Genomic DNA, 22,695 nt, shown 5'->3' on the forward strand with positions numbered 1-22,695 from the left:
ATTGAAAACATTTAATATGAAAAAAATACCAGCCTTAATCGTTCTTTTATTTTGTATACAATTACAAGCTCAGACTTTTGTAAAATTTAATGGTCTGACAGCCTTAGCGGGCGTTCCGAATGTGGGAATTGAAACTAGCATTGGAGAAAAAACAACTTTCAGTGTTGACATAATGGCTTCTTTCTGGGAATCATTTAATGGACATCACCCTATGAAATTTGTTACTATAACTCCTGAAGTTCGTTATCATTTTAAAGAAAAATATAACGGATTTTATGTCGGTGGTCATGTTGGAGCAGACAAATATGAATTACAGAAATGGAATTATTGGAATTCTAATATGTATGAAGACGGCTTTGGTTATCGAATTGGAGCAACTGTAGGGTATAATGTTAAATTAAGTGACAAGTTATTATTAGATATTTTTGTAGGTGGAGGCTGGCATCAAGGTTTCTACCATGGGTATTACAATGACGGAACTCCAGGAAGATACGAAAAAACAGTAAACTGGAACAAAAGCGGTGAATGGCTTCCGTATCGTGGAGGCGTTATGATTTCGTATAAATTATAATATCAGCTTAATTTTGGAAGGGTTTTAATATACAGCTCTTCTACTTTTTTACGCGCCCAATCTGTTTTTCTTAAAAAAGTAAGACTTGATTTTACACTTGGGTTAGAATTGAAACACTTAACCGGGATCAATTCTCCTAAAGTATCAAAACCATAATAATCGACTAATGTTTCGATGATTTTTTGAAGTGTAATTCCGTGTAAAGGATCTTTGGATTGATTTTGCATTTTATACTTTTTAAATTATATCAAAAAGACCATACTTCAAAAAAGTATGGTCTTTCTTTTTTTGCAAAATTACTAAATTGAATTTTACCCTAATCAAATAAAATATTTAAAGTATTAATTTAAAACCGACAGAGATTGGAGATGTCAAGTTCGGATTACTACCACCTAATGCAGTGTTATAATATCCGTCAACATTTGCAGCGTGTGCCAATCCAAAGTTTGTAACTGTTGTTTTTTCTCCCGTTTTAGGATCAAGAGTTGTTGAAGTAAAATTAGCCAAGTCATAAGAAAACTCAACTGAGAAATTTTTAGTAACAAAATAATCAAAACCTCCAGAAAGCGATAATCCAACTTGATTTACTTTTAATTCACTTTCTTTTTCTTTACCCGTAATAACAGGAAGTGCTAACTGCCCGAAAAAATAAAGAGAACCTGCAACATTCCAATACTTTCTTGCTAATGGCTGTATAACAATTAAATCTGTTTTAGCCGCCGTTCCTGCATCAGAATCTGCTTTAATGTTAATATAACCTACCGCAGCCCCAACTGCAACTGACGGAGTTACAAAAGTACCAACAATTGGCAAAACAGAGATACTGGTATTTTTTACATCTGCCGATTTAGTCTGCTGATAACCAAATTGAGAAGTTACAAACCAAGCCCCTTTTAAACCTTGACTTGAATCCTGAGCTTTTGCTGCAAAACCAATTAATACGATACTTAACAGTGTTACAATTTTTTTCATTTTTAAAGTTTATTTTAAATTACAGAACAAACTTAGGCCGAAGTGATTTTCACAAGGATGATGAAAATCATAGATTAAAAAAAATCTTTAATTATCTTTGGCCATACAGAAGTTTTTCAATTTTGTCTTACATTTGCCATTATGTTAAAATCAGTCAATATATTAAATAAGAGAGCCCGTTTTGATTATGAAATAATCGATACTTACACAGCCGGAATTGTTTTGGCGGGTACCGAAATCAAATCAATTCGATTAGGAAAAGCGAATATTACGGAGAGTTTCTGCGAATTCAGCGGTATGGAACTTTTTGCAATTAATACCTATATCGAAGAATATTCGTTTGGAAATCAATTCAATCATAAATCTAGAAGTGAAAGAAAGTTGCTTTTGAATAGAAAAGAGTTAAAAACACTTCATAAAAGCGTACAAGCAAAAGGATTAACTATTGTTCCGCTAAAGCTTTTTACCAACGAAAAAGGATTGGCAAAACTGCAGATTGGTTTATGTAAAGGAAAGAAAAACTATGACAAACGCGAGTCTTTAAAAGAACAAGATACAAAAAGGGATTTGGACAGAATTAAAAAAGCATATAACTAAAGTTTTTAATTTCACACATAAACAACTGTTTATTAATATTTTATAGTTATTTTTACTTATAATCAACTTAACTTTAAAATATGAAAAAGTTTTTAGTTTTATTATTCGTTCTATTTCTTGTAAGTTGCAGCAGTAACACTTCTATTGTAAACAGCTGGAGAGATCCAAATATAACTGTTGCGCAGGAAAATTTTAAAAAAGTCTTAGTTGTGGCGCTGGTGAAAGATGAAGCCTCGAGAAGAACTGCAGAAAACCGAATCGCTGCCAGTAATCCGATTTTTAAGACTTCTTATCAATATCTTAATGAGTCGACAAATTCGCTGACGAAAGAACAAAAATTAAAAATTTTACAAGACGAAAATTTTGATGGTGTCATAACCATGAGACTTGTTAGTAAAGAAAAAGAAACCACCTATGTTCCTGGAACTTATACCGGAATGTATTATGGAGGTTTTGACGGAATGTACACGGGTATGTACGGTTATGGTTTTGGAAATTGGTACGGAATGTATTCACCCAACTTTTATGATCCCGGATATTATCAAGAAACAACATCTTATATGGTCGAAACTAATATTTTCTCTTTAAAAGAAAACAAATTAATCTGGACTGGAACTACAAAATCTGAATATGTGACCGATTTAGGACAAACTGTTGATGCCATTATGCAGGCGGTTGTCAAAGAAATGAGAAAAGACGGCTCTTTGCCTCCAAAATAAGATACTTTAAAAGCAACTATTTAAAGTTGCTTTTTTTACAATCATAAAATTGACCAATTTTGTCAAGACTAAAAACTTCATAAAGTGAAATCGCTTTTAAAAAACGCAAGAGAAAATAAAGGTTTAAAAACCCGCGAACTGGCGCAACTTGCTGGAATCGATCAGGCTTTAATAAGTAAATTTGAATCGGGAACCAGAAAACCTACCAAAGATCAAATCATTAAATTATCACAGCTTTTAGAAATTGATTATGAAACTTTAATGGTCGCCTGGCTTAAAGAGAAAATTCTTTATGAAATTGGCGATGATGAATTTGCGTTGAAAGCTTTACTTCTTGCTGAACAGGAAATTCAGAAAAACAAAAAGGAAATTGACTCTGCAATACTATCTGCTAATCAAATTATTTTAGATGAAATAGAAAAATTAAAGAATAAACTTCAATCTTTTAATCATTTCGAACTACGTCAAATTTCCAAAACATTAGAATTAGAATTTATCTTTAAAAGCATTTATTCAAATGGAAATTCTCTATCATTAGAAGAAACGAAATCGGTTATTAATGATGGAATTACCATTTCAGGAAAAAGTATGCAAGAACATCTCGAAGCAATCAATTTTCAAGAAATAGCAGCCTATATAAAAGATTTAAGTCTGAAGAAAACCAGTTTAAATGAAAAAGATTTTCTCTTAATTCATAATTTAATTTTTAAAGGGATTGAGTTTGAAAATGCAGGAAAATATAAAAAAGAGTCTCTAATTTTACGCGAAATGAATTTGCTCTTTAGTTGGTATGAAACTCATAAAAACAATCTAAACCCAATAATTCTAGCATCTGAAATATATTTAAAAATTCTTGATATCAATCCTTTTGAAAAAGGAAATTCTCTAGTAGCAAACATTATAATGAATTGGATTTTATTTCAAAATAACTATGTCTACGCAGTAGCACAAAAAGACAAAAACAGTTCTAGTGAATATTTTTCTTCTCTAGATGAATATAAAATCAAAAATGACAAATCCGTTTTTATAAATTATATTCTTAAAACTGAAAAAGAAAATCTAATACATGCAATTCAATTGAATAACAAATAAAAAAGCCCGTATAAAACGGGCTTTTCTTTTAATTTTTATCTTCTAATAAAGGAACAAATCGAAACTCTCCAAACTCATGTTTTTCAAATTGAGTTTCGTTTTTCCTGATTAACAATGTCATAATCTGAACATCTTCTCCTAACGGGATAACAAGCCTTCCTCCTATTTTTAACTGCGCCATCAACGGCTGCGGAATAAAAGGCGCACCTGCTGTAACTATAATACTGTCAAACGGAGCAAAATTTGGCAATCCTTTATAACCGTCTCCAAAAGTAACATGTTTTGGACGGATGTTCAATTTAGGAAATAAGTTTGAAGTCGTTTTAAACAACTCATTTTGTCTTTCAACTGTATATACTTTAGCACCAAGCATAAACAAAACGGCTGTTTGATAACCAGAACCAGTTCCGATTTCTAAAACCTTATGATCTTTCTTAACTTCAAGCAATTGCGATTGAAAAGCAACTGTATAAGGTTGCGAAATAGTCTGGCCAGCACCAATAGGAAACGCTTTGTCCTGATAAGCGAAATCTTCAAAACTAGAATTTAAAAAAAGGTGTCTTGGGATTTTTTTTATTGCATCCAAAACAGCTCTATCAGTAATTCCTTTTTGCTCTAAAGTGGTTACTAATTGATTACGAAGTCCTTGATGTTTGGCAGTGTCTTTCAAAATGGGTAGGTTTTATTTTCGCAAAAATAAGAAACAAAACAGGATTTCAAATATTGATTTTAAATTAAAAAAGGTTAAAGGCTAAAAGTTATGAATTATGAGTTATACGTCACTCTTTGTCAGGCTTAGCGAAGTCGAAGCCTTTTGTGTCCTAACTGTCCGCGTTGCGACTTCGTTCAGGGTGACAACAGAGATGGCGAAGTGAAGTGAGCAACAAACAACAAGCGACAAACGACAGACAAGCAACAACAAACAACTAACAATTACCTAAATTCATTTTCACGTTAAACAAATAAATTATATTTTTGTTTAAAATACATTCTCATGTTAAAAGTAGGAGTTTTAGGTGCTGGTCATCTTGGTAAAATACATTTACGCTTATTACAACAATCTGACAAATACGAATTAGTTGGATTTTACGACGAAAATCAAGAAAATGCCGAAAGAATCTCAAAAGAGTTTGGCTATAAAAACTTCAGCACAATCGCAAAACTTATCCACGCTGTGGATGTTATCGATATCGTTACTCCAACTCTTTCGCACTATAAATGTGCAAAAGTAGCGATCAAATCAGGAAAGCATATCTTTATAGAAAAACCAATTGCCAATACTGTAGAAGAAGCTGAAGAAATAATCGCTTTAGCAAAAGAATACAATGTAAAAGGGCAAGTTGGCCATGTTGAGCGTTTTAATCCTGCATTTATTGCAACAAAAAACATGATCGAAAATCCGATGTTTATAGAAACGCATCGTTTAGCAGAATTTAACCCGCGTGGTACAGACGTTCCTGTGGTTTTAGATTTAATGATTCATGATATTGATGCTATTTTAAGTGTTGTAAATTCTAAAGTCAAAAATATTAATGCAAGCGGAGTTTCGGTTATAAGTGAAACCCCAGATATTGCAAACGCTCGAATCGAATTCGAAAATGGATGTGTTGCCAATTTAACAGCAAGTAGAATTTCATTGAAAAATATGCGTAAATCTCGTTTCTTTCAAAAAGACGCCTATATTTCGGTTGACTTTTTAGAAAAGAAATGCGAAGTAGTTCGTATGAAAGATGCGCCAGAAGTTCCTGGAGATTTCGATATGATTCTTCAAAATGCAGAAGGTGTAAAAAAACAAATCTATTTTACGAATCCAGATGTTGAGCAAAACAATGCAATTCTGGACGAATTAGAGTCTTTTGCAAATGCAATTAACACCGATACAACTCCTGTCGTAACGCTGGAACAAGCCACAGATGCTTTGAGAGTGGCGTATCAAATTATTGATTGTTTCAGTAAGTAATAAAAATTCACAAAAATAAATTAGCCACGAATTCACAAAATAAAGAGTGAATTCGTGGCTAAATCATAAATATAATATCAAATAAAATATGAAAACAATAGCTGTAATTGGAGCTGGAACAATGGGTAACGGAATCGCTCACACTTTTGCTCAAAGCGGTTTTACCGTAAAACTTATTGATATTTCTGAAAAATCATTGGATAAAGGAATGGCAACTATTGCTGCCAACTTAGAGCGTATGTTGTCTAAAGGAACTATTACGCAAGAAGATGTTGCCAAAACAATTACAAACATTATCACTTATACTGATATTAAAGATGGTGTAACTGGTGCCGATTTGGTAGTTGAAGCCGCTACAGAAAACTTAGAATTAAAACTGAACATTTTTAAACAATTAAATGAAGCTTGTTCTCATAATACGATTTTAGCAACCAATACATCTTCCATTTCAATTACACAAATCGGATCTGTTGTGGCGCATCCTGAGCGTGTTATTGGAATGCATTTTATGAATCCGGTGCCGATTATGAAATTGGTAGAAATCATTCGCGGTTATAATACGAGCGATGAAGTAACCGAAATCATTATGAAATTGTCTGAGAAATTAGGCAAAGTTCCTGTAGAAGTTAACGATTATCCAGGTTTTGTTGCCAACAGAATTTTGATGCCAATGCTAAACGAGGCAATTGAAACATTATACAATGGTGTTGGTGGTGTTTACGAAATTGACACTGTAATGAAATTAGGAATGGGACACCCAATGGGACCGCTTCAATTGGCTGATTTTATTGGCCTTGATGTTTGTCTTGCCATTCTTAATGTAATGTACGACGGATTTAAAAATCCTAAATATGCTCCTTGCCCACTTTTAGTAAATATGGTAAGAGCTGGAAAACTGGGTGTAAAATCTGGAGAAGGTTTTTACGATTATAGTGAAAGTAAAAAAGCAGAGAAAGTTTCGAAGCAGTTTATTTAGTTTGAAATGGAAGAATGTCGTTTTTGTAAAATAATTGAAGGAGATCGAGAAAATGAAGAAATTATTTTTGAAGATGATTTATTTATAATTGTTGCTGATAAATATCGTCAAACAAGCATTGGGTCAATTTGTTTATTAATTCCGAAAAAGCATTATAAAAATATCCTAGAGCTTTCAGATGATCATTCAAAGAGACTAATTCCAATTCTAAAAAATATTAATTATGCCATGCAAAAGGCATACAATTGTAAAGCAATTAGAATATGGACAGCAGTCAATAAAGAAGCTGGACAATCGATCTTTCACTGCCATATTCACGTAGTGCCTTGTAATTCTTTAAAAGATAGAATTATAGCATCTTTTCCAGGAATTTATGACTTGAAAAGACGAATTTTGAGGTTCGGAAATAATCAAATTAATTCAAAGAAAAATTTTGAACTAGCCGATAAATTGCGATTAGAAATGATAAAACAACATCATAATGCGTATTAAATCTAATTTACAAAATATAAAAAAAAGTTTACCTGAACACGTAACCTTAGTTGCCGTTTCAAAAACAAAACCTGTTTCAGACTTAATGGAAGCTTACGAAGCCGGTCAGCGTATTTTTGGAGAAAACAAAATCCAGGAAATGACTGAGAAATGGGAAGAAATGCCAAAAGACATTCAATGGCATATGATTGGTCATGTTCAAACGAATAAAGTCAAATTTATGGCACCGTATGTGACTTTGATTCATGGCGTTGACAGTTTGAAACTATTACAGGAAATAAACAAGCAAGCTTTAAAAAATAACAGAATTATAGATTGTCTTCTTCAAATATATATTGCAGAAGAAGAATCTAAATTTGGTTTGGATGAAAACGAATTAAATCAACTTTTAACATCTTCAGAATTTAAAGAGTTGAAAAATATTCGTATCTTAGGATTAATGGGAATGGCAACATTTACAGAAAACCAAAATCAAATTAAAAAAGAATTTACACATTTAAAATCTATTTTTGATTCCATAAAATCGCTGAAAACCGAAAATCTTGAACTGACTACCATTTCAATGGGAATGTCTGGAGACTATCAACTAGCAATTGAGTGCGGCAGTACAATGGTAAGAATTGGAAGCAGTATTTTTGGAGGACGCTAAATTTTCAAAAATCAATATCAATTGCAAAAGTCAAAAATCAATAATTTTATATGGAAAAAATATTCAATTTTGAAGATCGATTGGTTCGATTCGCTGGGGAATGTATTTTCTTTACAAGGAAGTTAGAAAAAATATTTGAAAACGAATATTATAAAAATCAACTAATTAGATCGTCAGGAAGTGCTTCTCTAAATTTTGGAGAAGCGCAAGGAACAATAACAGATAAAGATTTTGTTTTTAAAGTTTCATTAGTTGTTAAAGAACTTAAAGAATCAAGAAACTCTTTAAAAATTTTAGATTACATTAAAGAAGGCGATAGCGAAAAAAGAAATAAACTTCTAATCGAGGTAGAACAACTCATCGCTATTTCATCAAAAATGATAATAAACAAAAAAAAATTTTTCAACATCAATGACAATTGCAATTACAATAACAATTTTCAAAATTGATATTGATTTTTGATATTGTAATTGCCATTGATTTTTGATATTGAAATTGAACATGTACGCAATACTTGACATAGAAACCACTGGAGGACAGTTTAATGAAGAGGGAATTACCGAAATCGCCATTTATAAATTTGATGGTCATGAAGTAGTTGACCAATTCATCAGCCTTGTTAATCCCGAAATTCCGATTCAGCCCTTTGTAGTAAAGCTGACTGGAATCAATAATGCTATGCTGCAATCGGCGCCCAAGTTTTACGAGGTGGCCAAACGCATTATCGAAATTACTTCAGACTGCATAATTGTAGCTCATAATGCTTCTTTTGATTACCGAATTCTACGAACAGAATTTCGTCGTTTAGGTTATGATTTCGAAGCGCGAACACTTTGTACAGTCGAATTAGCCAAAAAATTAATTCCAGAACAAACCTCTTACAGTTTAGGAAAATTGGTGCGTGCACTTGGCATCCCGATGGCAGATCGACATCGCGCAAGCGGCGACGCAATGGCAACTGTGAAGCTGTTTAAAATGCTTCTTGAAAAAGATTTAGAAAAAACTATTGTAAAAGATTTCATTAAACTTGAAATTGAAAAAGGAATTGCACCAAAACTTCTGGATTTATTAGGAAAAATGCCAAATAAAACCGGAATTTACTATATCCATAACGAAGGTGGCAACTTAATTTACATTGGCAAAAGCCGAAATATAAAAAAGAGAATCAATCAGCATTTTACGGCTACGAATAAAAAAAGTAAAAGAATTCAGGCTGAAGTTTTTACGATTACTCATGATGAAACTGGAAGCGAATTAATTGCGCTTTTAAAAGAAAGTCAGGAAATTAAAGTAAACAGACCAAGATACAATCGCGCACAGCGCAAGACGATATTTCCTTTTGCTATTTATGTTGAAAAAGATGCAAACGGCTATCTCAATTTAAAACTTGAAAAGGCAGACGGACGTAAAAAAGAAATTGGTTCATATGCTTCATTACAGGATGGTAAAAATGCACTTTTTAGATTTACTTCGCAATATCATTTGTGCCAAAAACTAACTGGTTTGTATATCACCAAAAAAGAGTGTTTTCAGTACAAAATAAAAGAATGTGACGGCGCATGTATCGGCGAAATTTCTCCAGAAGAATACAACCTTCGCGTACAGCTTTTTATGGAGGAAAACAGCTTTGAGAACAAAAGCATGATCATTATAGATAAAGGACGCAATGTAAACGAAAGAAGCGCCATTTTAATAGAAAATGGAGTTTACAAAGGTTATGCATACTACGACCTTAATTATCAAATTAATAACATCGAAATTTTAAAGAATATTTTAATTCCAATGCAGCACAATCGCGATGTAAAAAACATTATTCAAAACTACATTCGCAAAACCAAATCGCTCAAAATCCTAAACTTTTAGTACGATAAACTTTACGTATATTCGCGAAATGGGAAAACAGAAATCAAAATACGAGATTTTTAGAGAGAAGATAAAAATCATCCTTTACGGAACTAATACTTTGGCCGGAAGAATGTTTGATTTGGTTCTCCTCGGGCTTATTTTGCTCAGCGTTCTCTTGGTGATGCTTGACACTGTAGAAGGCATCAGTAAGAAATATCACGAGCATCTATTAATTTGCGAATGGGTAATAACCATATTCTTTACCATAGAATATATTTTAAGAATTATTTCCATTCAAAAACCAAGAAAATACGCCATCAGTTTCTACGGAATAATCGACTTATTGGCGATTCTTCCAATGTATCTATCTATATTTTTTCCCGCAACAACTGTTTTAACAATTGTAAGAGTATTACGTTTTCTTAGATTATTCAAAATCCTTCATATTCCGCAGATATCACATCAATCATATCAATTAAAGGAAGCTCTAGAAGCCAGTAAAGAAAAAATATTGGTTTTTATTTACTTCGTTGTAATAAGCGCTATCATTATTGGCTCCTTAATGTACGTTGTAGAAGGAAAAGAAAGCGGTTTCACAAGTATTCCCGTCAGCATTTATTGGTCAATTGTAACATTGACAACAGTCGGTTACGGAGACATTTCGCCAATAACACCTTTAGGGCAATTCCTGGCTTCGCTTGTCATGATTATGGGTTACGGAATCATCGCTGTACCAACTGGAATTGTAACTGCAGAATTTGCCAAAGCAAGCCTGAGAAACAGTTCGGTAAGCGGTAAAAAAACATGCACACAATGCAATGCACAATTGCACTTTGACAATGCAAAATACTGCTATCAATGCGGAAAAACATTACCAAATAATTAATTTATGAAGCTATTTCCAGCTATACACTGCAACTCCTCCTTATATTTGTTATTTTTTTAAGTCATAAAAAGAGCTTCCGCTGGTCGCTTTTTTATGCCAAAAAAAATTAACAACTATAAGTCCGGGGTTTTCGTTTCTATCTGGGCTAAAAAATATGAAATACTTAATTACTATCGTCGGACCAACAGCTATAGGCAAAACAGCCTTAAGCATTGCTTTGGCACAACATTACAATTGCGAAATAATTTCCTGCGACAGCCGTCAGTTTTTCAAAGAAATGACCATCGGAACAGCCGTTCCAAGTCAGGAAGAATTAGCTTCAGCAAAACATCATTTCATTCAAAACAAATCGATTTTTGAAAATTATACGGTTGGCGATTACGAAAAAGAAGCACTTTTAAACCTAGAAGAATTATTTCAAACCAATGATTTTGCTATCCTAATTGGCGGATCGGGGTTATATGTAGACGCTGTTTTAAAAGGCTTTGACGAATTTCCAGAAATAGCTCCAGAAGTTCGTCAAGAAGTAAATTCAAATTACGAAAAACTCGGAATAGAATATCTTCAAGAACAATTAAAAAATTTAGATCCAGAATATTATCAAAAAATAACAATCGAAAATCCGCAAACGTTACAAAACCCACAGCGAATGATGCGGTTCGTAGAAGTTTGCATAGGATCACAAAAACCTTATTCTTCATTTTTAAATCAAAAGAAAAATAATCGAAACTTTACTCCAATTTTAATCGGTTTAGATGCCGATCGCGAAATTATTTACGATAGAATTAATCAGCGCGTCGATATTATGATGAACATGGGATTATTGGAAGAAGCAAAAACTCTTTATCCTAACAAAGAGCTAAATGCTTTGCAAACCGTTGGTTACAGAGAATTATTCAGCTACTTTGATGGAGATTTTACCCTAGAATTTGCCATTGAAGAAATCAAAAAAAATACGCGAAGATTTGCCAAAAGACAATTAACGTGGTTCAAGCGAAATGAAAACACAAAATGGTTCGATTTTAATGAAAATAGACAGATAATATATAATTACATAAATTTAAAACTGAAAATATAATTTTATCAGGTAATTACTTATATTTAGACTCAATCAAAATCAGTCTAAATGAAAAAAACGCTACTTTTATTACTTACTCTCTTTACAATCTACTCTTGTGATATTCAATACGATGGAGAAACTCGAATTGTAGTTCAAGGTCAAGTTGTCGACAAAGATAACAACCCAATTGCAGACAAAAGAATCGAAATCAACACCCATTCTAGTAGTGATTATGTCGGTTCAGATTTAATCAGTTTTACAAATACAGATTCAGAAGGAAAATTTACCTTAATTTTTCCTTCACCAAAAAGTGATGAAATTGATATTGTAACTACAATTAATGGCAGCTACGAAATAGATTATCAAAATATTCAAACTCCAACTTCGGGCTATCAATCTAAAAGCATACGTGCAACAAAAAGAAATTTTGCCAATTATAAATTAGATTTTAATAAAATCGTTTTGTACAAAAGTGAGGAGATCACAGAGCTTGAGGTAGCTTTAAACCAAACATCGAACAACAAACAAATTACTGATATTCATATCGAAGGAAATTCAGCAGAAAACTTCATAGACCTTAAAAAAGAAGATGAAAATAAAAATCAATATTTAAAGACTCTATTTGATGTCGCAAAAAATCAAAATCTAAAATTAAGTTATAGTATTAGAGATTTTTCTAATCCAGCAAATGTTGTTATTTCACAACATGAAGCCATTGTAACCATCAATTCAGAAAAAGTAATCCACACTATAACTTATTAATCATGAAATTTAAAGTTCTCTTCTTCTTATTCTTTCTTCAATTTATATACAGCCAAGAAACCGAAAACAAAAATCTAGTAAAATTCAATCACGATATTCGATTTAATGCCATTGTTCCTTTAAATTTTGGTGCTAATTTTTTAAACGAATCTAATGATTCTAATGTAGGAGTCGGAACCAACTTTAGCTTTTTGAGAATCGATAATTTCAAATTAGGAGCTGGTTACGATTTTATATATTACACAACATCTGATATTACTAGAGCAGGAAATGTAAACGGCGCTGCGCTTCATACTTTTTACGGGGATGTTTCGTATGAAATAAAGGTATTAGAAAAACTAAATATTGAACCTTACTTTGGTTTTGGAGGTGCAGAACTAAAATTCCGATCTACAGGCAGAAATTTTGGAAAACAAACGGGAAACAATTTACGTATCGGATTTAACACCGATTACAAACTTGCTAAAAGACTTTCAGCATTTGTTGGTGTTTGCTATTCACATTATAACTTAGACATTAACACTTCGCCGGAGTTTGTTTCATTTTATGACAATGCAAAAATGATTCAGATTAATATTGGTTTGAAAATTCATTAATTTTGTAACAATTAAAATCAATAAAAGAATACAATCTCATGCCAATTTCTCCCAATTTCACATCAGTTTTAAGTAAAGACTGGGAAATCAATTTCACACAATGCACACCAACGGGTTATTTAAAATACACCGATTTGTGCAATCTTTTACAACTTACTGCCGCAGCTCATTCTGAAGTTGGAGGCATCAGTTTTACGGATATGCAGGAATTTGATCAAGCTTGGGTTCTAAGCCGTATGCGTGTCGAAATTAAGGCTTTACCAAAATGGCAGGATATTGTAACAGTAAAAACATGGATTAACAGTCTTGAAAATTCACGTTCTGTTCGTGCGTTGGAAATGTATGTAAACGGAGAAAAAATAGTAGGAAGCGAAACATTTTGGGCCGTTTTTAACACAAAAGCCCGTCGTCCAGAAGCTTTGGCGCTTCCATTTGAACATTTCGAATTGTATCCTGAAAACAGGGCTACAGAAGAAGGTTTTTCTAAAATCAATATCAATCCTGAAAAAGAATCTGTTTTCGAAAAAACGGTTTATTTATCCGATTTAGATATTGTAAATCATGCCAATAACGTCAAATATCTCGAATGGTGTCTGGATCATGTTAACCCGAAAAAAATCTTAAAACAGGAAGTAAAAAGTTTTGAAATGAATTTTCTAAAAGAACTTTCTCTAAACGACAAAGTTATCATTCACGAAAGTGATAACGAAGAACAAACAGAAACTACTTTTAGTATTACAAAAGGCGAAAAAACCTGTTTCGCATTAGAATTACATTGGAAATAAAAATTTTCGCCACAGATTAAAAGATTCGAAATGATTTCTTTTTAGCCACAAATTACACCAATTAGTACAAATTTTTAAAACTTTAAATGCTACTATTTTCCGTGGCTAAAATAATTAGTGCTAATTTGTGTGATTTGTGGCAAACAAAAAACGATGCAATTCAAGCAGAATCACATCGTTTTCATTTCAATCAAAATCATTTCGATTTCTTTTTAGAATCTTTTTTAGATTTCCCAGACTTCTTTTTCTTGTCTTTAAGCAAATCTATTTTGTCTTTGATTCGCTTTTCTATTTCACTAATTCCTGAATCGTAATCATGCTGAATAGAATAAATCTTAGCTGATTTAATTTCTTTTAAAGCTTCTTTAAATTTGTGCTGAACTTCTAAAAGTATTGCCTTTTGTACAAAAATCCCAGCCTTATTAATTCCTTTTACAGTCAAAGCAAAATCGGCTAATTTAAGCGCTTCTTCATAATCTTCGTTTAAAATCAATGTTCTAAGATAATGCGGATACACTTCAAGTGCATGAATATTAATGGCTAAAGCTTCTTGAAAATAGCTTTTTGCATCTTCATAATTAGTTAATTGCTCTGCTTGAATTCTTCCGTATAAACACAAAACCATTGTATTTTTTGAATCGTATGAAAAAGCGTAATCTAAAGATTCGATTGTTTCTTCAAGCGAAAACGGATAACTATCCAAAGCCTGAAATACGTATTTATCAATTGTTTTCATTTCGTAAGTCGTTTTTTAATTTCTGACGAGTTCCTTTGTAACTCTTCTCTATTTTATTCTTCTTAAAATCAGTGCCCGAAAAAACCCGAATCGGATTCCCACGTTCGACATTCAGCTGGTTTTCCCATTGTTTGCCAACATGATTTTTAAGTTGGAGTAATTTCTCGTCTTCTAATTTTTTAATTAATCTTTCTGTTGCCAGTTTTTTGTTTTGATGCTGCGAACGGCTGTCCATAGAAACAACTGCAATTCCTGTTGGAATATGAGTTGCACGAATAGCAGAACTCACTTTGTTAACATGCTGACCACCAGCGCCAGAACTTCGCATTGCCTGATACTGAATATCATTTTCTGAAAATAGTTCATTCTTATTTTGCTCAATTTCAAAAATTCCGATAAACCAGTTTTTGCGTTTGTGCATTTTCCTAAACTGACTTTGACCGATCCACTGAATGGTTCCGATCCAGGATTTCACAAACTGCTCTGCGTTTTTTCCTTTTACAGCAACCGAAGCCGTTTCTATAGTTCCATTTTCTTCACCTGCCTCTCTTTGCAGTAAAACGGTTTCCAGATCCTGTTCGCGCGCTTCATCCAAAACTTTTTTAAGCACTTGGGCGACAACCCAAGTGCATTCTGCAGGTCCGCGACCCGCTGTTATCTGAATTATTTTTTCCATTTTTCTATTATTTTTAGAAGCTTCTCTCTGTTTTTTGCTTCTTTTACAAACATTGGTAATCGAGTTACCATTGTACCACCGCCATTTACTTTAGAGTTACGTTCTCTTAAACCTGCCTGAATATATCTTTGCAGATAATCAATATGGTCCAGATTATAAGCCCAAAAAACATTTCCAGCAATTTCTCTCTGATACCATAATTCTGTATTAAACCATCTTTCTGTCTGACTGTTGCCATCTGCACAAAACTCAAAAACAACCTCTTCAATTTTAGGTTTAAAGTCTTTTATCTTATTACAAACAGGACATTTTAATTTGACTGTCTCGGGTTTCTCATTTATAATCTGTGATTTAAATATCACTTTATCTACGTTATTACAGCAATAAGAATCAACATAAGCAATGTATTTTATAGAATTTTCTTTTTTAGAATAGTGACAATTTTTACATTCCAAAACTTTCTTGTCATAATAGTACTGCTGGCTCTCAAAAGTTCTGCGAACAATAGCTTTTAAACCGCACTTAGGACATTTCACGTCAATCGAATCTCCAAAACTTCCCAGCCATTTATTTTCATCTTGAAACCTTTCCATCTTTTAAGTTTTTAAATTAACGATCCATTCTAACAATCTTTGGCGTAAAAGTTCCAAGAACTTCAACCAATTCAGTTTGATTTGCCATCACTTTTTCAATATTCTTGTAAGCCATTGGTGCTTCATCAATATTACCGCCAATTAAGGTCACATCGTGCTTCTTCAGCTCTTTGCTAATCAAACTTTTAGTAAAAGTGCTTTTACATTTGGCTCTCGAAAACAAACGTCCTGCACCATGCGAAGCTGAGTTTAAACTCTCAGCATTTCCTTTTCCTTTCACAATAAAACCCGGCGCAGTCATCGATCCTGGAATAATTCCAAGCTGACCTTCGCCTGCAGGCGTTGCTCCTTTCCTGTGCACAATACATTCCTGACCATTTACGATTTCTTTCCAAGCAAAATTGTGATGATTTTCAATCGTTACCACTACCCTTTTCCCAATCGCTTTGGCAATTCTTCTATGAATATCGTCGTGGCAGGCTTTTGCATATTCTCCAGCCAAATTCATTGCCAGCCAATATTCTTGACCATCGTGTGTATTTAAATCCAACCAAGCCAAATGCTGCACATTTTTAGGTAACGGACACTGTTTTGTTGCCAAATATGTATAATGTTTCGCAATATTAGCACCAAATCCGCGTGAACCACTGTGTGACAGAACGGCAAAGTATTCGCCTTTTTCTAATTTCCATTCGTTTTCTGGATTATCAATTTTTGCAATTCCAAATTCTACAAAATGATTTCCTCCGCCCGAACTTCCTAATTGTTTATATGCTTTAGGCAAAAGATTCTTTAGCAATGGAATATCTTGGAATTCACTTTTATAAAAAACATCATGATCTACTCGGTTTGCATGTATTTCATTCATTCCAAATTTGGTATTATCTTTTAAAATGGCTTCTAATTGATGCTCTCTTCCTTTAAAATGTGAAGCTGGTAAATCAAAAATGGACAAACTCATTCGGCATCCAATATCGACACCAACACCGTAAGGAATCACGGCATTATCAGTTGCTAACACACCGCCAATAGGCAGTCCGTAACCCGAATGCGCATCCGGCATTAAAGCTCCTGCAACTGAAATTGGCAATTTCAAAGAATCATATAATTGAAATTTTGCCTGCTGATCAATTTCATTTTCACCAAAAATTGTAAACGGTGCTCTTGTATTATTAAGCTGATGCATTCTTACCTGAACCGGTTTAATTAAACCTTCAGCCACTTTTCCCCAAGTCCCGTTTCCTTCATATTTTTCAGGATTTAAGAGAACGTCTTTTGCTTCTGTTAGAATAGCTTCTTTTTTTTCTCTTTTTCTATATCTATTTATTTGCCCTAAAGCGATATTTATTGAATTGTTTTTTGGAAAACCTAATTTAATCAGGTCTTTTCCAGATAATTTATTTCCCATGATTTTATATCATTTCATCTACATATTGCTGATACAATAGATGTAGACTTTTATTTTTTATTGGACTTGTCTCTCTTGGGTTTTCACTTTGAAAATACCTCCAGTTATAAGAGTGCCCCTTTACTAATCTGTTTATTTTTCCTCTAAGATTATAATTTGAAGTATAATTTAAAATAAGCTGGATTTCACTTTCTAAATCAGAATCCAAAAGCCTTTTGTGCGTAATCATGTAAGGTTTTACGTGAAGTACATAGCGCCAAGGCTCGTTAAACACATAATGAATTCTATATCTCTCAAAAACTTTACTCCAACGTTCTTGCCTGCTAAAATGTACTTTTTCTCTTTCTGACAATTCCAATTTTGGACTGTTCCATTCACTTTCAGTAAATTCTTTCAGTCTTTGAATTTGCACAGAAGAAGCATTTTTTCTCTTTTTACTTTTCCTTTTTTTAAAGGTTTTATCCGAAGAAAATTGCCAAGTATTTATCTTTTCCAACAGCGTTTTGTAAAATTCTGCTTCATTTGATCTTACAACATCATCTCTTAATTTAAAATGACGCTGCCATCCTTTTTGATAAGGCTCATCAAGCAGGATCCAAGGCAAATTATTACGCTGTTTCCAAAGTTTTTTTTCAAGCTTATCCAGTTGGATTAATTGTTTTTCAAAATCTTCTTTTACTAATCTTTTCTTTTTTCTTTTACTTTTAAAACGAGTACATAAAGCATACTCATCTTCCGTATAATTTTCCATTAAAAAATTATCGTGCATTAAATTAACAGCCAATAAGGCCTAACCTTTTATCCTGACGGATAATTCTAAAAATCGATTTTCGGGAAAGTTTTGAAGTGTCTAGAATAAAAAAAGCCCGAAACTAAATGTCTTCGGGCTTTTTTATATATCTAAAAAGTATATTTCTAGGATTGAAATAAGCCACGAAGAATTGCTTCACCAAATCCGTTTGGTGTAAAGCTCTGAGATGTCAATGTAAGTACAAACACTATTTCTTCGTTTTAAAGGGTTATTAATTTTTTCGTGTGCAAATATTGTGAATTGTTTTTTGATTTTCCAAATTTATTTTAAGAAAAATCATTGTAAATATTTTTTAAACATCTAAAACAAAACGATAAAAATCTAAATATCAAAAAGATACAACACAAAATCAATAATACATTTTTTTTATTAACAGCAAAGAGCACACTAAAAAAACGCAAAGTTTACAAAGCTTTGGAGAAAAATTTTGCAGACTTTGCTGTTAAACTAGCGCAAAAGTTAAGCATAAAAAAAGCCCTGATTTCTCAGAGCTTATATTTTTTTTAGGTGTTTTTTTTATTCAGAAACTTTGCTTTTTACTACTAATCTGAATCCTTCTCCGTGAATATTTAGAATTTCTACGTCTTCATCAGATTTAAGGTATTTTCTAAGTTTAGCGATGTAAACGTCCATACTTCTTGAAGTAAAGTAGTTATCGTCTCTCCAGATTTTTGTTAACGCTAGTTCTCTTGGCATTAAATCATTTTCATGAAGAATAAGCATTTTCAGCAATTCATTCTCTTTTGGAGATAATTTAATTGGCTCTTCATCTTGGAAAGTCAAAAATCTCAATTTTGAATTTAAGTGGAATTTACCAATATTAAATTCAAACTGCACTTGTTCTGCTTTTGTATCAGCAGATTTTCTCTGAATGATAGCTTTGATTTTCATTAACAAAACTTCAGAATCAAAAGGTTTGTTTAAATAATCGTCTGCACCAGCTTTATATCCTTTTAAAACATCTTCTTTCATTGATTTTGCAGTTAGAAAGATAATCGGCACTTCACTGTTTTTCTCTCTAATTTCTTTGGCTAAAGTATAACCATCTTTATAAGGCATCATTACATCAAGAATACATAAATCATACACATCTTTCTTGAATTTCTCGAAACCTTCCATACCGTTTTTAGCTAAAGTAACTTCAAAGTCATTTAACATTAGATAATCTTTAAGAACTGCCCCAAAATTTAGGTCATCTTCTACTAAAAGTATTCTTTTGTTAGTATTTTCCATATTTTAATTTATTAATGGTATTTTTATTATAAAGGTGCTACCCTTTCCTTTTTCGCTTTCTACATATACTTGACCATTATGGTCTTCTACAATTCTCTTTACGTATGCAAGCCCTAAACCATGACCTTTAACATTGTGAAGGTCACCTGTATGTTCTCTGTAAAACTTCTCAAAAACTCGTTTTTGAGCTATCTTACTCATACCCAGTCCGTGATCTCTAACTTTAATTAAAATCATATCTTTTACGTTTTCTGTAAAGATTTCGATTTCAGGAATCTCTGGAGAATATTTTATCGCATTTTCTAAAATATTAACCAAGACGTTAGTAAAATGAACTTCGTTTATTAAACAGGTTGTCCTAGAAGCATTAAAATGTTTTACAACTGTTCCTTGTCTATCTTCTAATATTAAATTAACATGCTCAATTGCATCATCAATAATATCATGAATAACAGCTGGTTCTTTGGTAATATCCAATTCTCTTTTCTCAAGTTTAGATATTCGAAGAACGTTTTCAACCTGCGCATGCATTCTTTTATTCTCATCTCGAATCATTTGAAGATAACGATATACTTTTTCTTTATCTTCTATAATTCTCGGATTTCTAATAGCGTCAAGCGCTAAATTTATGGTTGCAATCGGTGTCTTAAACTCGTGCGTCATATTATTAATAAAATCCGTTTTGATTTCAGAAATATGTTTTTGACGCAATAATTGATTTAAAGCACTTGTGTAAGCAACTATGATAATTAATGTAAAAATAATTGATAAAATTGTAATACTTAATAATTCTGACAATAAGAATTTCTTCTTGTGTGGAAAAGTAACCGATAATTCATACTTACTATTTCCTTCATTGTCTGTATAAATCGGAATATTATAAGTCGCTTCTTTGTCATAATGAAATCCTTCAGATTTTACTTTTGTCGGAGCGTTATCACTGTATATTCCAAATTCAAATTTTGTTTTAACACCGTATTCTTCAAGTTCCTTTTTCAACAACTTATTGAGTTTCTCTTTTGTTACTCTGCTTTCAATCGGCATTAATGAAGCAATATCTTTAAATTGAATCTGCTGCTGAACTTTGTTTAAAACATCTAAGCTGCCAGATTTTTCAATTGTCACGTCTGGAATAATACTTTGTCCTAAGATATTATTATCAATTCCATTATGGTTGTTATAAACTTCTGTTACACGTTTTGTACTAAAATTTTTAAAACGTTCACTGCTGAATTTTTTATTAAATACAGAACCATTAATATCGTAATCTTCTGATGTTAAAGTATTCCTGTATACAATTGTTTTGTTTGTTTTTGTATTACGCTGTACATAAAACACTTGAAGTAAGTCCTCTTTTTGTGGACTTTTTCCCATACTGTCTTTAATGCGATTGTATTTTTCGTAGTAACTGTACTCTTCTTGTTTTTCCAGTTTATCAGCAACATTACCAATTACTTGAGTTACGTGGTATTTAAATTGCTCTTCATTATTCTTGAATGAAGAATTGAACCAAAATACCTGTACCAGAATAATCCCTATTAAGGACAAACTCATCAATAAAACAAGTATTCTAAAAAATAATTTATTCATCGAAACAAAATTAATATTTTAACAATATACTAAATAATACATTAACCAAATATTAACATTTAAGACTGATTTTGTTTTATATTTAAAATTTTAAGAATTTTAACAACTTCTTCTTTAGCAATTTTAAGATTATTGTTATTAATCACGAAATTACTCTTAGAAATTCGTTTTTCATCATTCCACTGCATTTTCATACGATTCAAAACTTGCTTCCTTGTACTATTATCTCGCTGCATTACTCTTTCTATCCTTACTTCTTCTGGTGCCGTCACGGTTATCACCACATCACATTCTTTGTAACGCCCGCTTTCAAACAAAATTGCTGCTTCGTATATTACATATTCAAAATTCTTATACTGTTCCAGCCAATTTTCAAAATCTCTCTTAACAGCCGGATGTACTATTGCATTCAGTTTTGCTAATTCTTCTTTATCCTTAAATACAATTTCTGCTAATTTTCCTCGATTTAAAACTTCATTATCAAAAATACCTTTCCCAAAAGTTGATTTTATCTTATCAATCACTTCTTGAGTCTGCATTACATTTTTTCCGCCATCGTCTGCGATATATACAGGAACGCCTAATTCCTTAAAATAGGATGCAATAGTTGTTTTACCACTTCCTATCCCTCCTGTCAGGCCGATAACTTTTGTCATGTTAGATCTTAAAAAACATTTTTGGAAAAGCTTCTTGCGGTTTTTTCTTCAATAAAATAACTTTTATGTACGAAATTAAAAAACCTCTTCCATACCCATAAAATTGTTTCCAAACTGCTATTACAGATAGATACCCAATCTTGATACTTTTATTCTGAATACTCGCTGTAAGAAAAATTATAACGAAATATACAAAATATAATTGTAATAAAATATCAATATTGAAAATTAACAATAAAAAAGCTAATAATAAACCCAGGATAAAGAAGGTAGGAAAGAAAAAAGTCAGCTTATTATGTTCTGGATACCAACTATTTAAAATTGGTCGAGCGATTCCAAATTTATTGACTTGAATAGAAAATTTTTCCCAGTCAATTCTTCTTTTATGATACACATAAGCCTCAGAAAACAATCGAGTTTCAAAACCAAGGTTCCATAAACGGATCGATAAATCAGGATCTTCTCCCGGATGAATATTCCCAAAGCCTTTTGAAGCTTCAAAAGCCTTTTTAGAAATCCCCATATTGAAGCTTCGAGGCTGAAACTTATTTATCTTCTCAGATCCGCCTCTAATTCCTCCTGTTGTTAAAAAGGAAGTCATTGCAAAATTGATTGCTTTTTGAATATTAGAAAAACTATCCAAAGCTTTGTCTGGACCTCCGAAACAATCTACATATTTTTCATCTAATGCTTTTCTAACTTCAGTTAAATAGTTTGAAGGAATAATGCAATCTGAATCAAAAATAATAAAGTAATCCCCTCTCGCTCTTTGCATTCCGAAATTCCTAGAATCTCCTGGACCCGAATTTTCTTTAAAATAATAGGAAATATTAAGCTTTCCTTGGTATTTCATTACAACATCTCGGCAAGGAATTGAAGAACCATCTTCAACAAGAACAATTTCAAATGCTTCATTATAATCAGACTTCGACAGACTTTCTAAAAGTTCATCTACTTCATCTGGACGATTATACACGGGTATAATTAAAGAGAAAATCATAGCAGAATATGCGTATTAGGGTGTATTTTT

The 22,695-nt window shown here is 32.3% G+C and carries 27 protein-coding genes; 15 read left to right on the plus strand and 12 right to left on the minus strand.

Going from position 1 to position 22,695, the window contains the following annotated elements; translation table 11 throughout:
* Nucleotides 1-16 precede the first annotated feature (16 nt).
* Nucleotides 17-571, plus strand: a complete 555-nt coding sequence (locus tag ACFSC2_RS23535) for a DUF3575 domain-containing protein (protein WP_379813547.1) — start codon at nt 17-19, stop codon at nt 569-571.
* Nucleotides 572-573: 2 nt separating this feature from the next.
* Here the strand turns inward: ACFSC2_RS23535 and ACFSC2_RS23540 are convergent, their stop codons facing one another.
* A complete protein-coding gene (locus tag ACFSC2_RS23540) occupies nt 574-798 on the minus strand; it encodes a VF530 family protein (protein WP_379813548.1) in 225 nt (74 codons plus the stop codon).
* A 106-nt stretch (nt 799-904) separates the two neighbouring features.
* Nucleotides 905-1,543, minus strand: coding sequence for an outer membrane beta-barrel protein (locus ACFSC2_RS23545; RefSeq protein WP_379813549.1), 639 nt, complete (start codon nt 1,541-1,543; stop codon nt 905-907).
* A gap of 141 nt (nt 1,544-1,684) precedes the next feature.
* Here ACFSC2_RS23545 and smpB point away from each other — a divergent pair, with 141 nt between their 5' ends.
* From smpB to ACFSC2_RS23560, 3 genes are all read left to right on the plus strand, one after another.
* Entirely contained in the window at nt 1,685-2,140 is a 456-nt protein-coding gene (smpB, locus tag ACFSC2_RS23550) for an SsrA-binding protein SmpB (RefSeq protein WP_193845178.1), read from the plus strand.
* Between the two features lie 80 nt (nt 2,141-2,220).
* Nucleotides 2,221-2,859 carry a hypothetical protein gene (locus ACFSC2_RS23555; protein WP_379813550.1) on the plus strand — a complete coding sequence of 213 codons (639 nt, stop codon included), beginning with the start codon at nt 2,221-2,223 and terminating at the stop codon, nt 2,857-2,859.
* Between the two features lie 84 nt (nt 2,860-2,943).
* The gene (locus ACFSC2_RS23560) at nt 2,944-3,951 is read left to right on the plus strand and encodes a helix-turn-helix domain-containing protein (protein ID WP_379813551.1); all 1,008 of its coding nucleotides are present in this window, start codon (nt 2,944-2,946) and stop codon (nt 3,949-3,951) included.
* Nucleotides 3,952-3,979: 28 nt separating this feature from the next.
* On the opposite strand, the gene ACFSC2_RS23565 is transcribed toward ACFSC2_RS23560, so the two are convergent.
* Nucleotides 3,980-4,621 carry a protein-L-isoaspartate(D-aspartate) O-methyltransferase gene (locus ACFSC2_RS23565; RefSeq protein ID WP_115886796.1) on the minus strand — a complete coding sequence of 214 codons (642 nt, stop codon included), beginning with the start codon at nt 4,619-4,621 and terminating at the stop codon, nt 3,980-3,982.
* Between the two features lie 324 nt (nt 4,622-4,945).
* Here ACFSC2_RS23565 and ACFSC2_RS23570 point away from each other — a divergent pair, with 324 nt between their 5' ends.
* The 11 genes from ACFSC2_RS23570 (at nt 4,946) to ACFSC2_RS23620 (ending at nt 13,962) form a co-directional block, all read left to right on the plus strand.
* Complete coding sequence (locus ACFSC2_RS23570) at nt 4,946-5,911, plus strand: Gfo/Idh/MocA family protein (protein WP_379813552.1); 966 nt, start codon at nt 4,946-4,948, stop codon at nt 5,909-5,911.
* A gap of 88 nt (nt 5,912-5,999) precedes the next feature.
* A complete protein-coding gene (locus tag ACFSC2_RS23575; protein ID WP_379813553.1) occupies nt 6,000-6,887 on the plus strand; it encodes a 3-hydroxyacyl-CoA dehydrogenase family protein in 888 nt (295 codons plus the stop codon).
* 6 nt (nt 6,888-6,893) lie between these two features.
* Nucleotides 6,894-7,379, plus strand: a complete 486-nt coding sequence (locus tag ACFSC2_RS23580; RefSeq protein ID WP_379813554.1) for an HIT family protein — start codon at nt 6,894-6,896, stop codon at nt 7,377-7,379.
* Nucleotides 7,369-8,028, plus strand: coding sequence for a YggS family pyridoxal phosphate-dependent enzyme (locus ACFSC2_RS23585; RefSeq protein WP_379813555.1), 660 nt, complete (start codon nt 7,369-7,371; stop codon nt 8,026-8,028). The genes ACFSC2_RS23580 and ACFSC2_RS23585 overlap by 11 nt, the downstream gene beginning before the upstream one ends.
* 50 nt (nt 8,029-8,078) lie before the next feature.
* Complete coding sequence (locus ACFSC2_RS23590) at nt 8,079-8,477, plus strand: four helix bundle protein (protein WP_379813556.1); 399 nt, start codon at nt 8,079-8,081, stop codon at nt 8,475-8,477.
* Nucleotides 8,478-8,529: 52 nt separating this feature from the next.
* A complete protein-coding gene (locus ACFSC2_RS23595) occupies nt 8,530-9,891 on the plus strand; it encodes an exonuclease domain-containing protein (RefSeq protein ID WP_379813557.1) in 1,362 nt (453 codons plus the stop codon).
* 28 nt (nt 9,892-9,919) lie between these two features.
* Nucleotides 9,920-10,759, plus strand: coding sequence for an ion transporter (locus tag ACFSC2_RS23600; protein ID WP_379813558.1), 840 nt, complete (start codon nt 9,920-9,922; stop codon nt 10,757-10,759).
* Nucleotides 10,760-10,913: 154 nt separating this feature from the next.
* Nucleotides 10,914-11,837 carry a tRNA (adenosine(37)-N6)-dimethylallyltransferase MiaA gene (gene miaA, locus ACFSC2_RS23605; RefSeq protein WP_379813559.1) on the plus strand — a complete coding sequence of 308 codons (924 nt, stop codon included), beginning with the start codon at nt 10,914-10,916 and terminating at the stop codon, nt 11,835-11,837.
* 48 nt (nt 11,838-11,885) lie between these two features.
* A complete protein-coding gene (locus tag ACFSC2_RS23610; RefSeq protein WP_379813560.1) occupies nt 11,886-12,581 on the plus strand; it encodes a peptidase associated/transthyretin-like domain-containing protein in 696 nt (231 codons plus the stop codon).
* A 2-nt stretch (nt 12,582-12,583) separates the two neighbouring features.
* The gene (locus ACFSC2_RS23615) at nt 12,584-13,177 is read left to right on the plus strand and encodes a hypothetical protein (protein ID WP_379813561.1); all 594 of its coding nucleotides are present in this window, start codon (nt 12,584-12,586) and stop codon (nt 13,175-13,177) included.
* Nucleotides 13,178-13,215: 38 nt separating this feature from the next.
* Nucleotides 13,216-13,962: an acyl-[acyl-carrier-protein] thioesterase gene (locus ACFSC2_RS23620; RefSeq protein WP_379813562.1), complete on the plus strand. Its 747-nt coding sequence runs from the start codon at nt 13,216-13,218 to the stop codon at nt 13,960-13,962.
* 196 nt (nt 13,963-14,158) lie between these two features.
* Here the strand turns inward: ACFSC2_RS23620 and ACFSC2_RS23625 are convergent, their stop codons facing one another.
* From ACFSC2_RS23625 to ACFSC2_RS23665, 9 genes are all read right to left on the minus strand, one after another.
* Nucleotides 14,159-14,698: a hypothetical protein gene (locus tag ACFSC2_RS23625; protein ID WP_379813563.1), complete on the minus strand. Its 540-nt coding sequence runs from the start codon at nt 14,696-14,698 to the stop codon at nt 14,159-14,161.
* A complete protein-coding gene (gene prfH / locus ACFSC2_RS23630; RefSeq protein ID WP_379813564.1) occupies nt 14,685-15,374 on the minus strand; it encodes a peptide chain release factor H in 690 nt (229 codons plus the stop codon). The genes ACFSC2_RS23625 and prfH overlap by 14 nt, the downstream gene beginning before the upstream one ends.
* The gene (locus ACFSC2_RS23635; protein WP_379813565.1) at nt 15,362-15,967 is read right to left on the minus strand and encodes a hypothetical protein; all 606 of its coding nucleotides are present in this window, start codon (nt 15,965-15,967) and stop codon (nt 15,362-15,364) included. The genes prfH and ACFSC2_RS23635 overlap by 13 nt, the downstream gene beginning before the upstream one ends.
* Before the next feature lie 16 nt (nt 15,968-15,983).
* Nucleotides 15,984-17,375 carry an RtcB family protein gene (locus ACFSC2_RS23640; protein ID WP_379813566.1) on the minus strand — a complete coding sequence of 464 codons (1,392 nt, stop codon included), beginning with the start codon at nt 17,373-17,375 and terminating at the stop codon, nt 15,984-15,986.
* A 4-nt stretch (nt 17,376-17,379) separates the two neighbouring features.
* Nucleotides 17,380-18,159: a hypothetical protein gene (locus ACFSC2_RS23645; protein ID WP_379813567.1), complete on the minus strand. Its 780-nt coding sequence runs from the start codon at nt 18,157-18,159 to the stop codon at nt 17,380-17,382.
* A gap of 543 nt (nt 18,160-18,702) precedes the next feature.
* The gene (locus ACFSC2_RS23650; RefSeq protein ID WP_012025443.1) at nt 18,703-19,419 is read right to left on the minus strand and encodes a response regulator transcription factor; all 717 of its coding nucleotides are present in this window, start codon (nt 19,417-19,419) and stop codon (nt 18,703-18,705) included.
* Nucleotides 19,420-19,422: 3 nt separating this feature from the next.
* Entirely contained in the window at nt 19,423-21,009 is a 1,587-nt protein-coding gene (locus ACFSC2_RS23655) for a sensor histidine kinase (protein ID WP_379813568.1), read from the minus strand.
* Nucleotides 21,010-21,068: 59 nt separating this feature from the next.
* The gene (gene coaE / locus ACFSC2_RS23660; protein ID WP_379813569.1) at nt 21,069-21,665 is read right to left on the minus strand and encodes a dephospho-CoA kinase; all 597 of its coding nucleotides are present in this window, start codon (nt 21,663-21,665) and stop codon (nt 21,069-21,071) included.
* Nucleotide 21,666: 1 nt separating this feature from the next.
* Nucleotides 21,667-22,665, minus strand: coding sequence for a glycosyltransferase family 2 protein (locus ACFSC2_RS23665; protein WP_379813570.1), 999 nt, complete (start codon nt 22,663-22,665; stop codon nt 21,667-21,669).
* Nucleotides 22,666-22,695 lie beyond the last annotated feature (30 nt).

The sequence above is a fragment of the Flavobacterium artemisiae genome, from assembly GCF_042678225.1.
Classification (GTDB): domain Bacteria; phylum Bacteroidota; class Bacteroidia; order Flavobacteriales; family Flavobacteriaceae; genus Flavobacterium; species Flavobacterium artemisiae.

Excerpts from the sequence above, each read along its gene's own strand:
- ACFSC2_RS23615 (WP_379813561.1), top strand. The coding sequence starts at position 12,584 with ATGAAATTTAAAGTTCTCTTCTTCTTATTCTTTCTTCAATTTATATAC.
- ACFSC2_RS23545 (WP_379813549.1), bottom strand. The coding sequence starts at position 1,543 with ATGAAAAAAATTGTAACACTGTTAAGTATCGTATTAATTGGTTTTGCA.
- ACFSC2_RS23610 (WP_379813560.1), top strand. The coding sequence starts at position 11,886 with ATGAAAAAAACGCTACTTTTATTACTTACTCTCTTTACAATCTACTCT.
- ACFSC2_RS23590 (WP_379813556.1), top strand. The coding sequence starts at position 8,079 with ATGGAAAAAATATTCAATTTTGAAGATCGATTGGTTCGATTCGCTGGG.
- ACFSC2_RS23540 (WP_379813548.1), bottom strand. The coding sequence starts at position 798 with ATGCAAAATCAATCCAAAGATCCTTTACACGGAATTACACTTCAAAAA.
- ACFSC2_RS23580 (WP_379813554.1), top strand. The coding sequence starts at position 6,894 with ATGGAAGAATGTCGTTTTTGTAAAATAATTGAAGGAGATCGAGAAAAT.
- ACFSC2_RS23620 (WP_379813562.1), top strand. The coding sequence starts at position 13,216 with ATGCCAATTTCTCCCAATTTCACATCAGTTTTAAGTAAAGACTGGGAA.
- ACFSC2_RS23655 (WP_379813568.1), bottom strand. The coding sequence starts at position 21,009 with ATGAATAAATTATTTTTTAGAATACTTGTTTTATTGATGAGTTTGTCC.
- ACFSC2_RS23650 (WP_012025443.1), bottom strand. The coding sequence starts at position 19,419 with ATGGAAAATACTAACAAAAGAATACTTTTAGTAGAAGATGACCTAAAT.
- ACFSC2_RS23635 (WP_379813565.1), bottom strand. The coding sequence starts at position 15,967 with ATGGAAAGGTTTCAAGATGAAAATAAATGGCTGGGAAGTTTTGGAGAT.
- ACFSC2_RS23600 (WP_379813558.1), top strand. The coding sequence starts at position 9,920 with ATGGGAAAACAGAAATCAAAATACGAGATTTTTAGAGAGAAGATAAAA.
- smpB (WP_193845178.1), top strand. The coding sequence starts at position 1,685 with ATGTTAAAATCAGTCAATATATTAAATAAGAGAGCCCGTTTTGATTAT.
- ACFSC2_RS23585 (WP_379813555.1), top strand. The coding sequence starts at position 7,369 with ATGCGTATTAAATCTAATTTACAAAATATAAAAAAAAGTTTACCTGAA.
- ACFSC2_RS23640 (WP_379813566.1), bottom strand. The coding sequence starts at position 17,375 with ATGGGAAATAAATTATCTGGAAAAGACCTGATTAAATTAGGTTTTCCA.
- coaE (WP_379813569.1), bottom strand. The coding sequence starts at position 21,665 with ATGACAAAAGTTATCGGCCTGACAGGAGGGATAGGAAGTGGTAAAACA.
- ACFSC2_RS23570 (WP_379813552.1), top strand. The coding sequence starts at position 4,946 with ATGTTAAAAGTAGGAGTTTTAGGTGCTGGTCATCTTGGTAAAATACAT.
- ACFSC2_RS23595 (WP_379813557.1), top strand. The coding sequence starts at position 8,530 with ATGTACGCAATACTTGACATAGAAACCACTGGAGGACAGTTTAATGAA.
- ACFSC2_RS23535 (WP_379813547.1), top strand. The coding sequence starts at position 17 with ATGAAAAAAATACCAGCCTTAATCGTTCTTTTATTTTGTATACAATTA.
- ACFSC2_RS23625 (WP_379813563.1), bottom strand. The coding sequence starts at position 14,698 with ATGAAAACAATTGATAAATACGTATTTCAGGCTTTGGATAGTTATCCG.
- ACFSC2_RS23575 (WP_379813553.1), top strand. The coding sequence starts at position 6,000 with ATGAAAACAATAGCTGTAATTGGAGCTGGAACAATGGGTAACGGAATC.
- ACFSC2_RS23665 (WP_379813570.1), bottom strand. The coding sequence starts at position 22,665 with ATGATTTTCTCTTTAATTATACCCGTGTATAATCGTCCAGATGAAGTA.
- prfH (WP_379813564.1), bottom strand. The coding sequence starts at position 15,374 with ATGGAAAAAATAATTCAGATAACAGCGGGTCGCGGACCTGCAGAATGC.
- ACFSC2_RS23555 (WP_379813550.1), top strand. The coding sequence starts at position 2,221 with ATGAAAAAGTTTTTAGTTTTATTATTCGTTCTATTTCTTGTAAGTTGC.
- miaA (WP_379813559.1), top strand. The coding sequence starts at position 10,914 with ATGAAATACTTAATTACTATCGTCGGACCAACAGCTATAGGCAAAACA.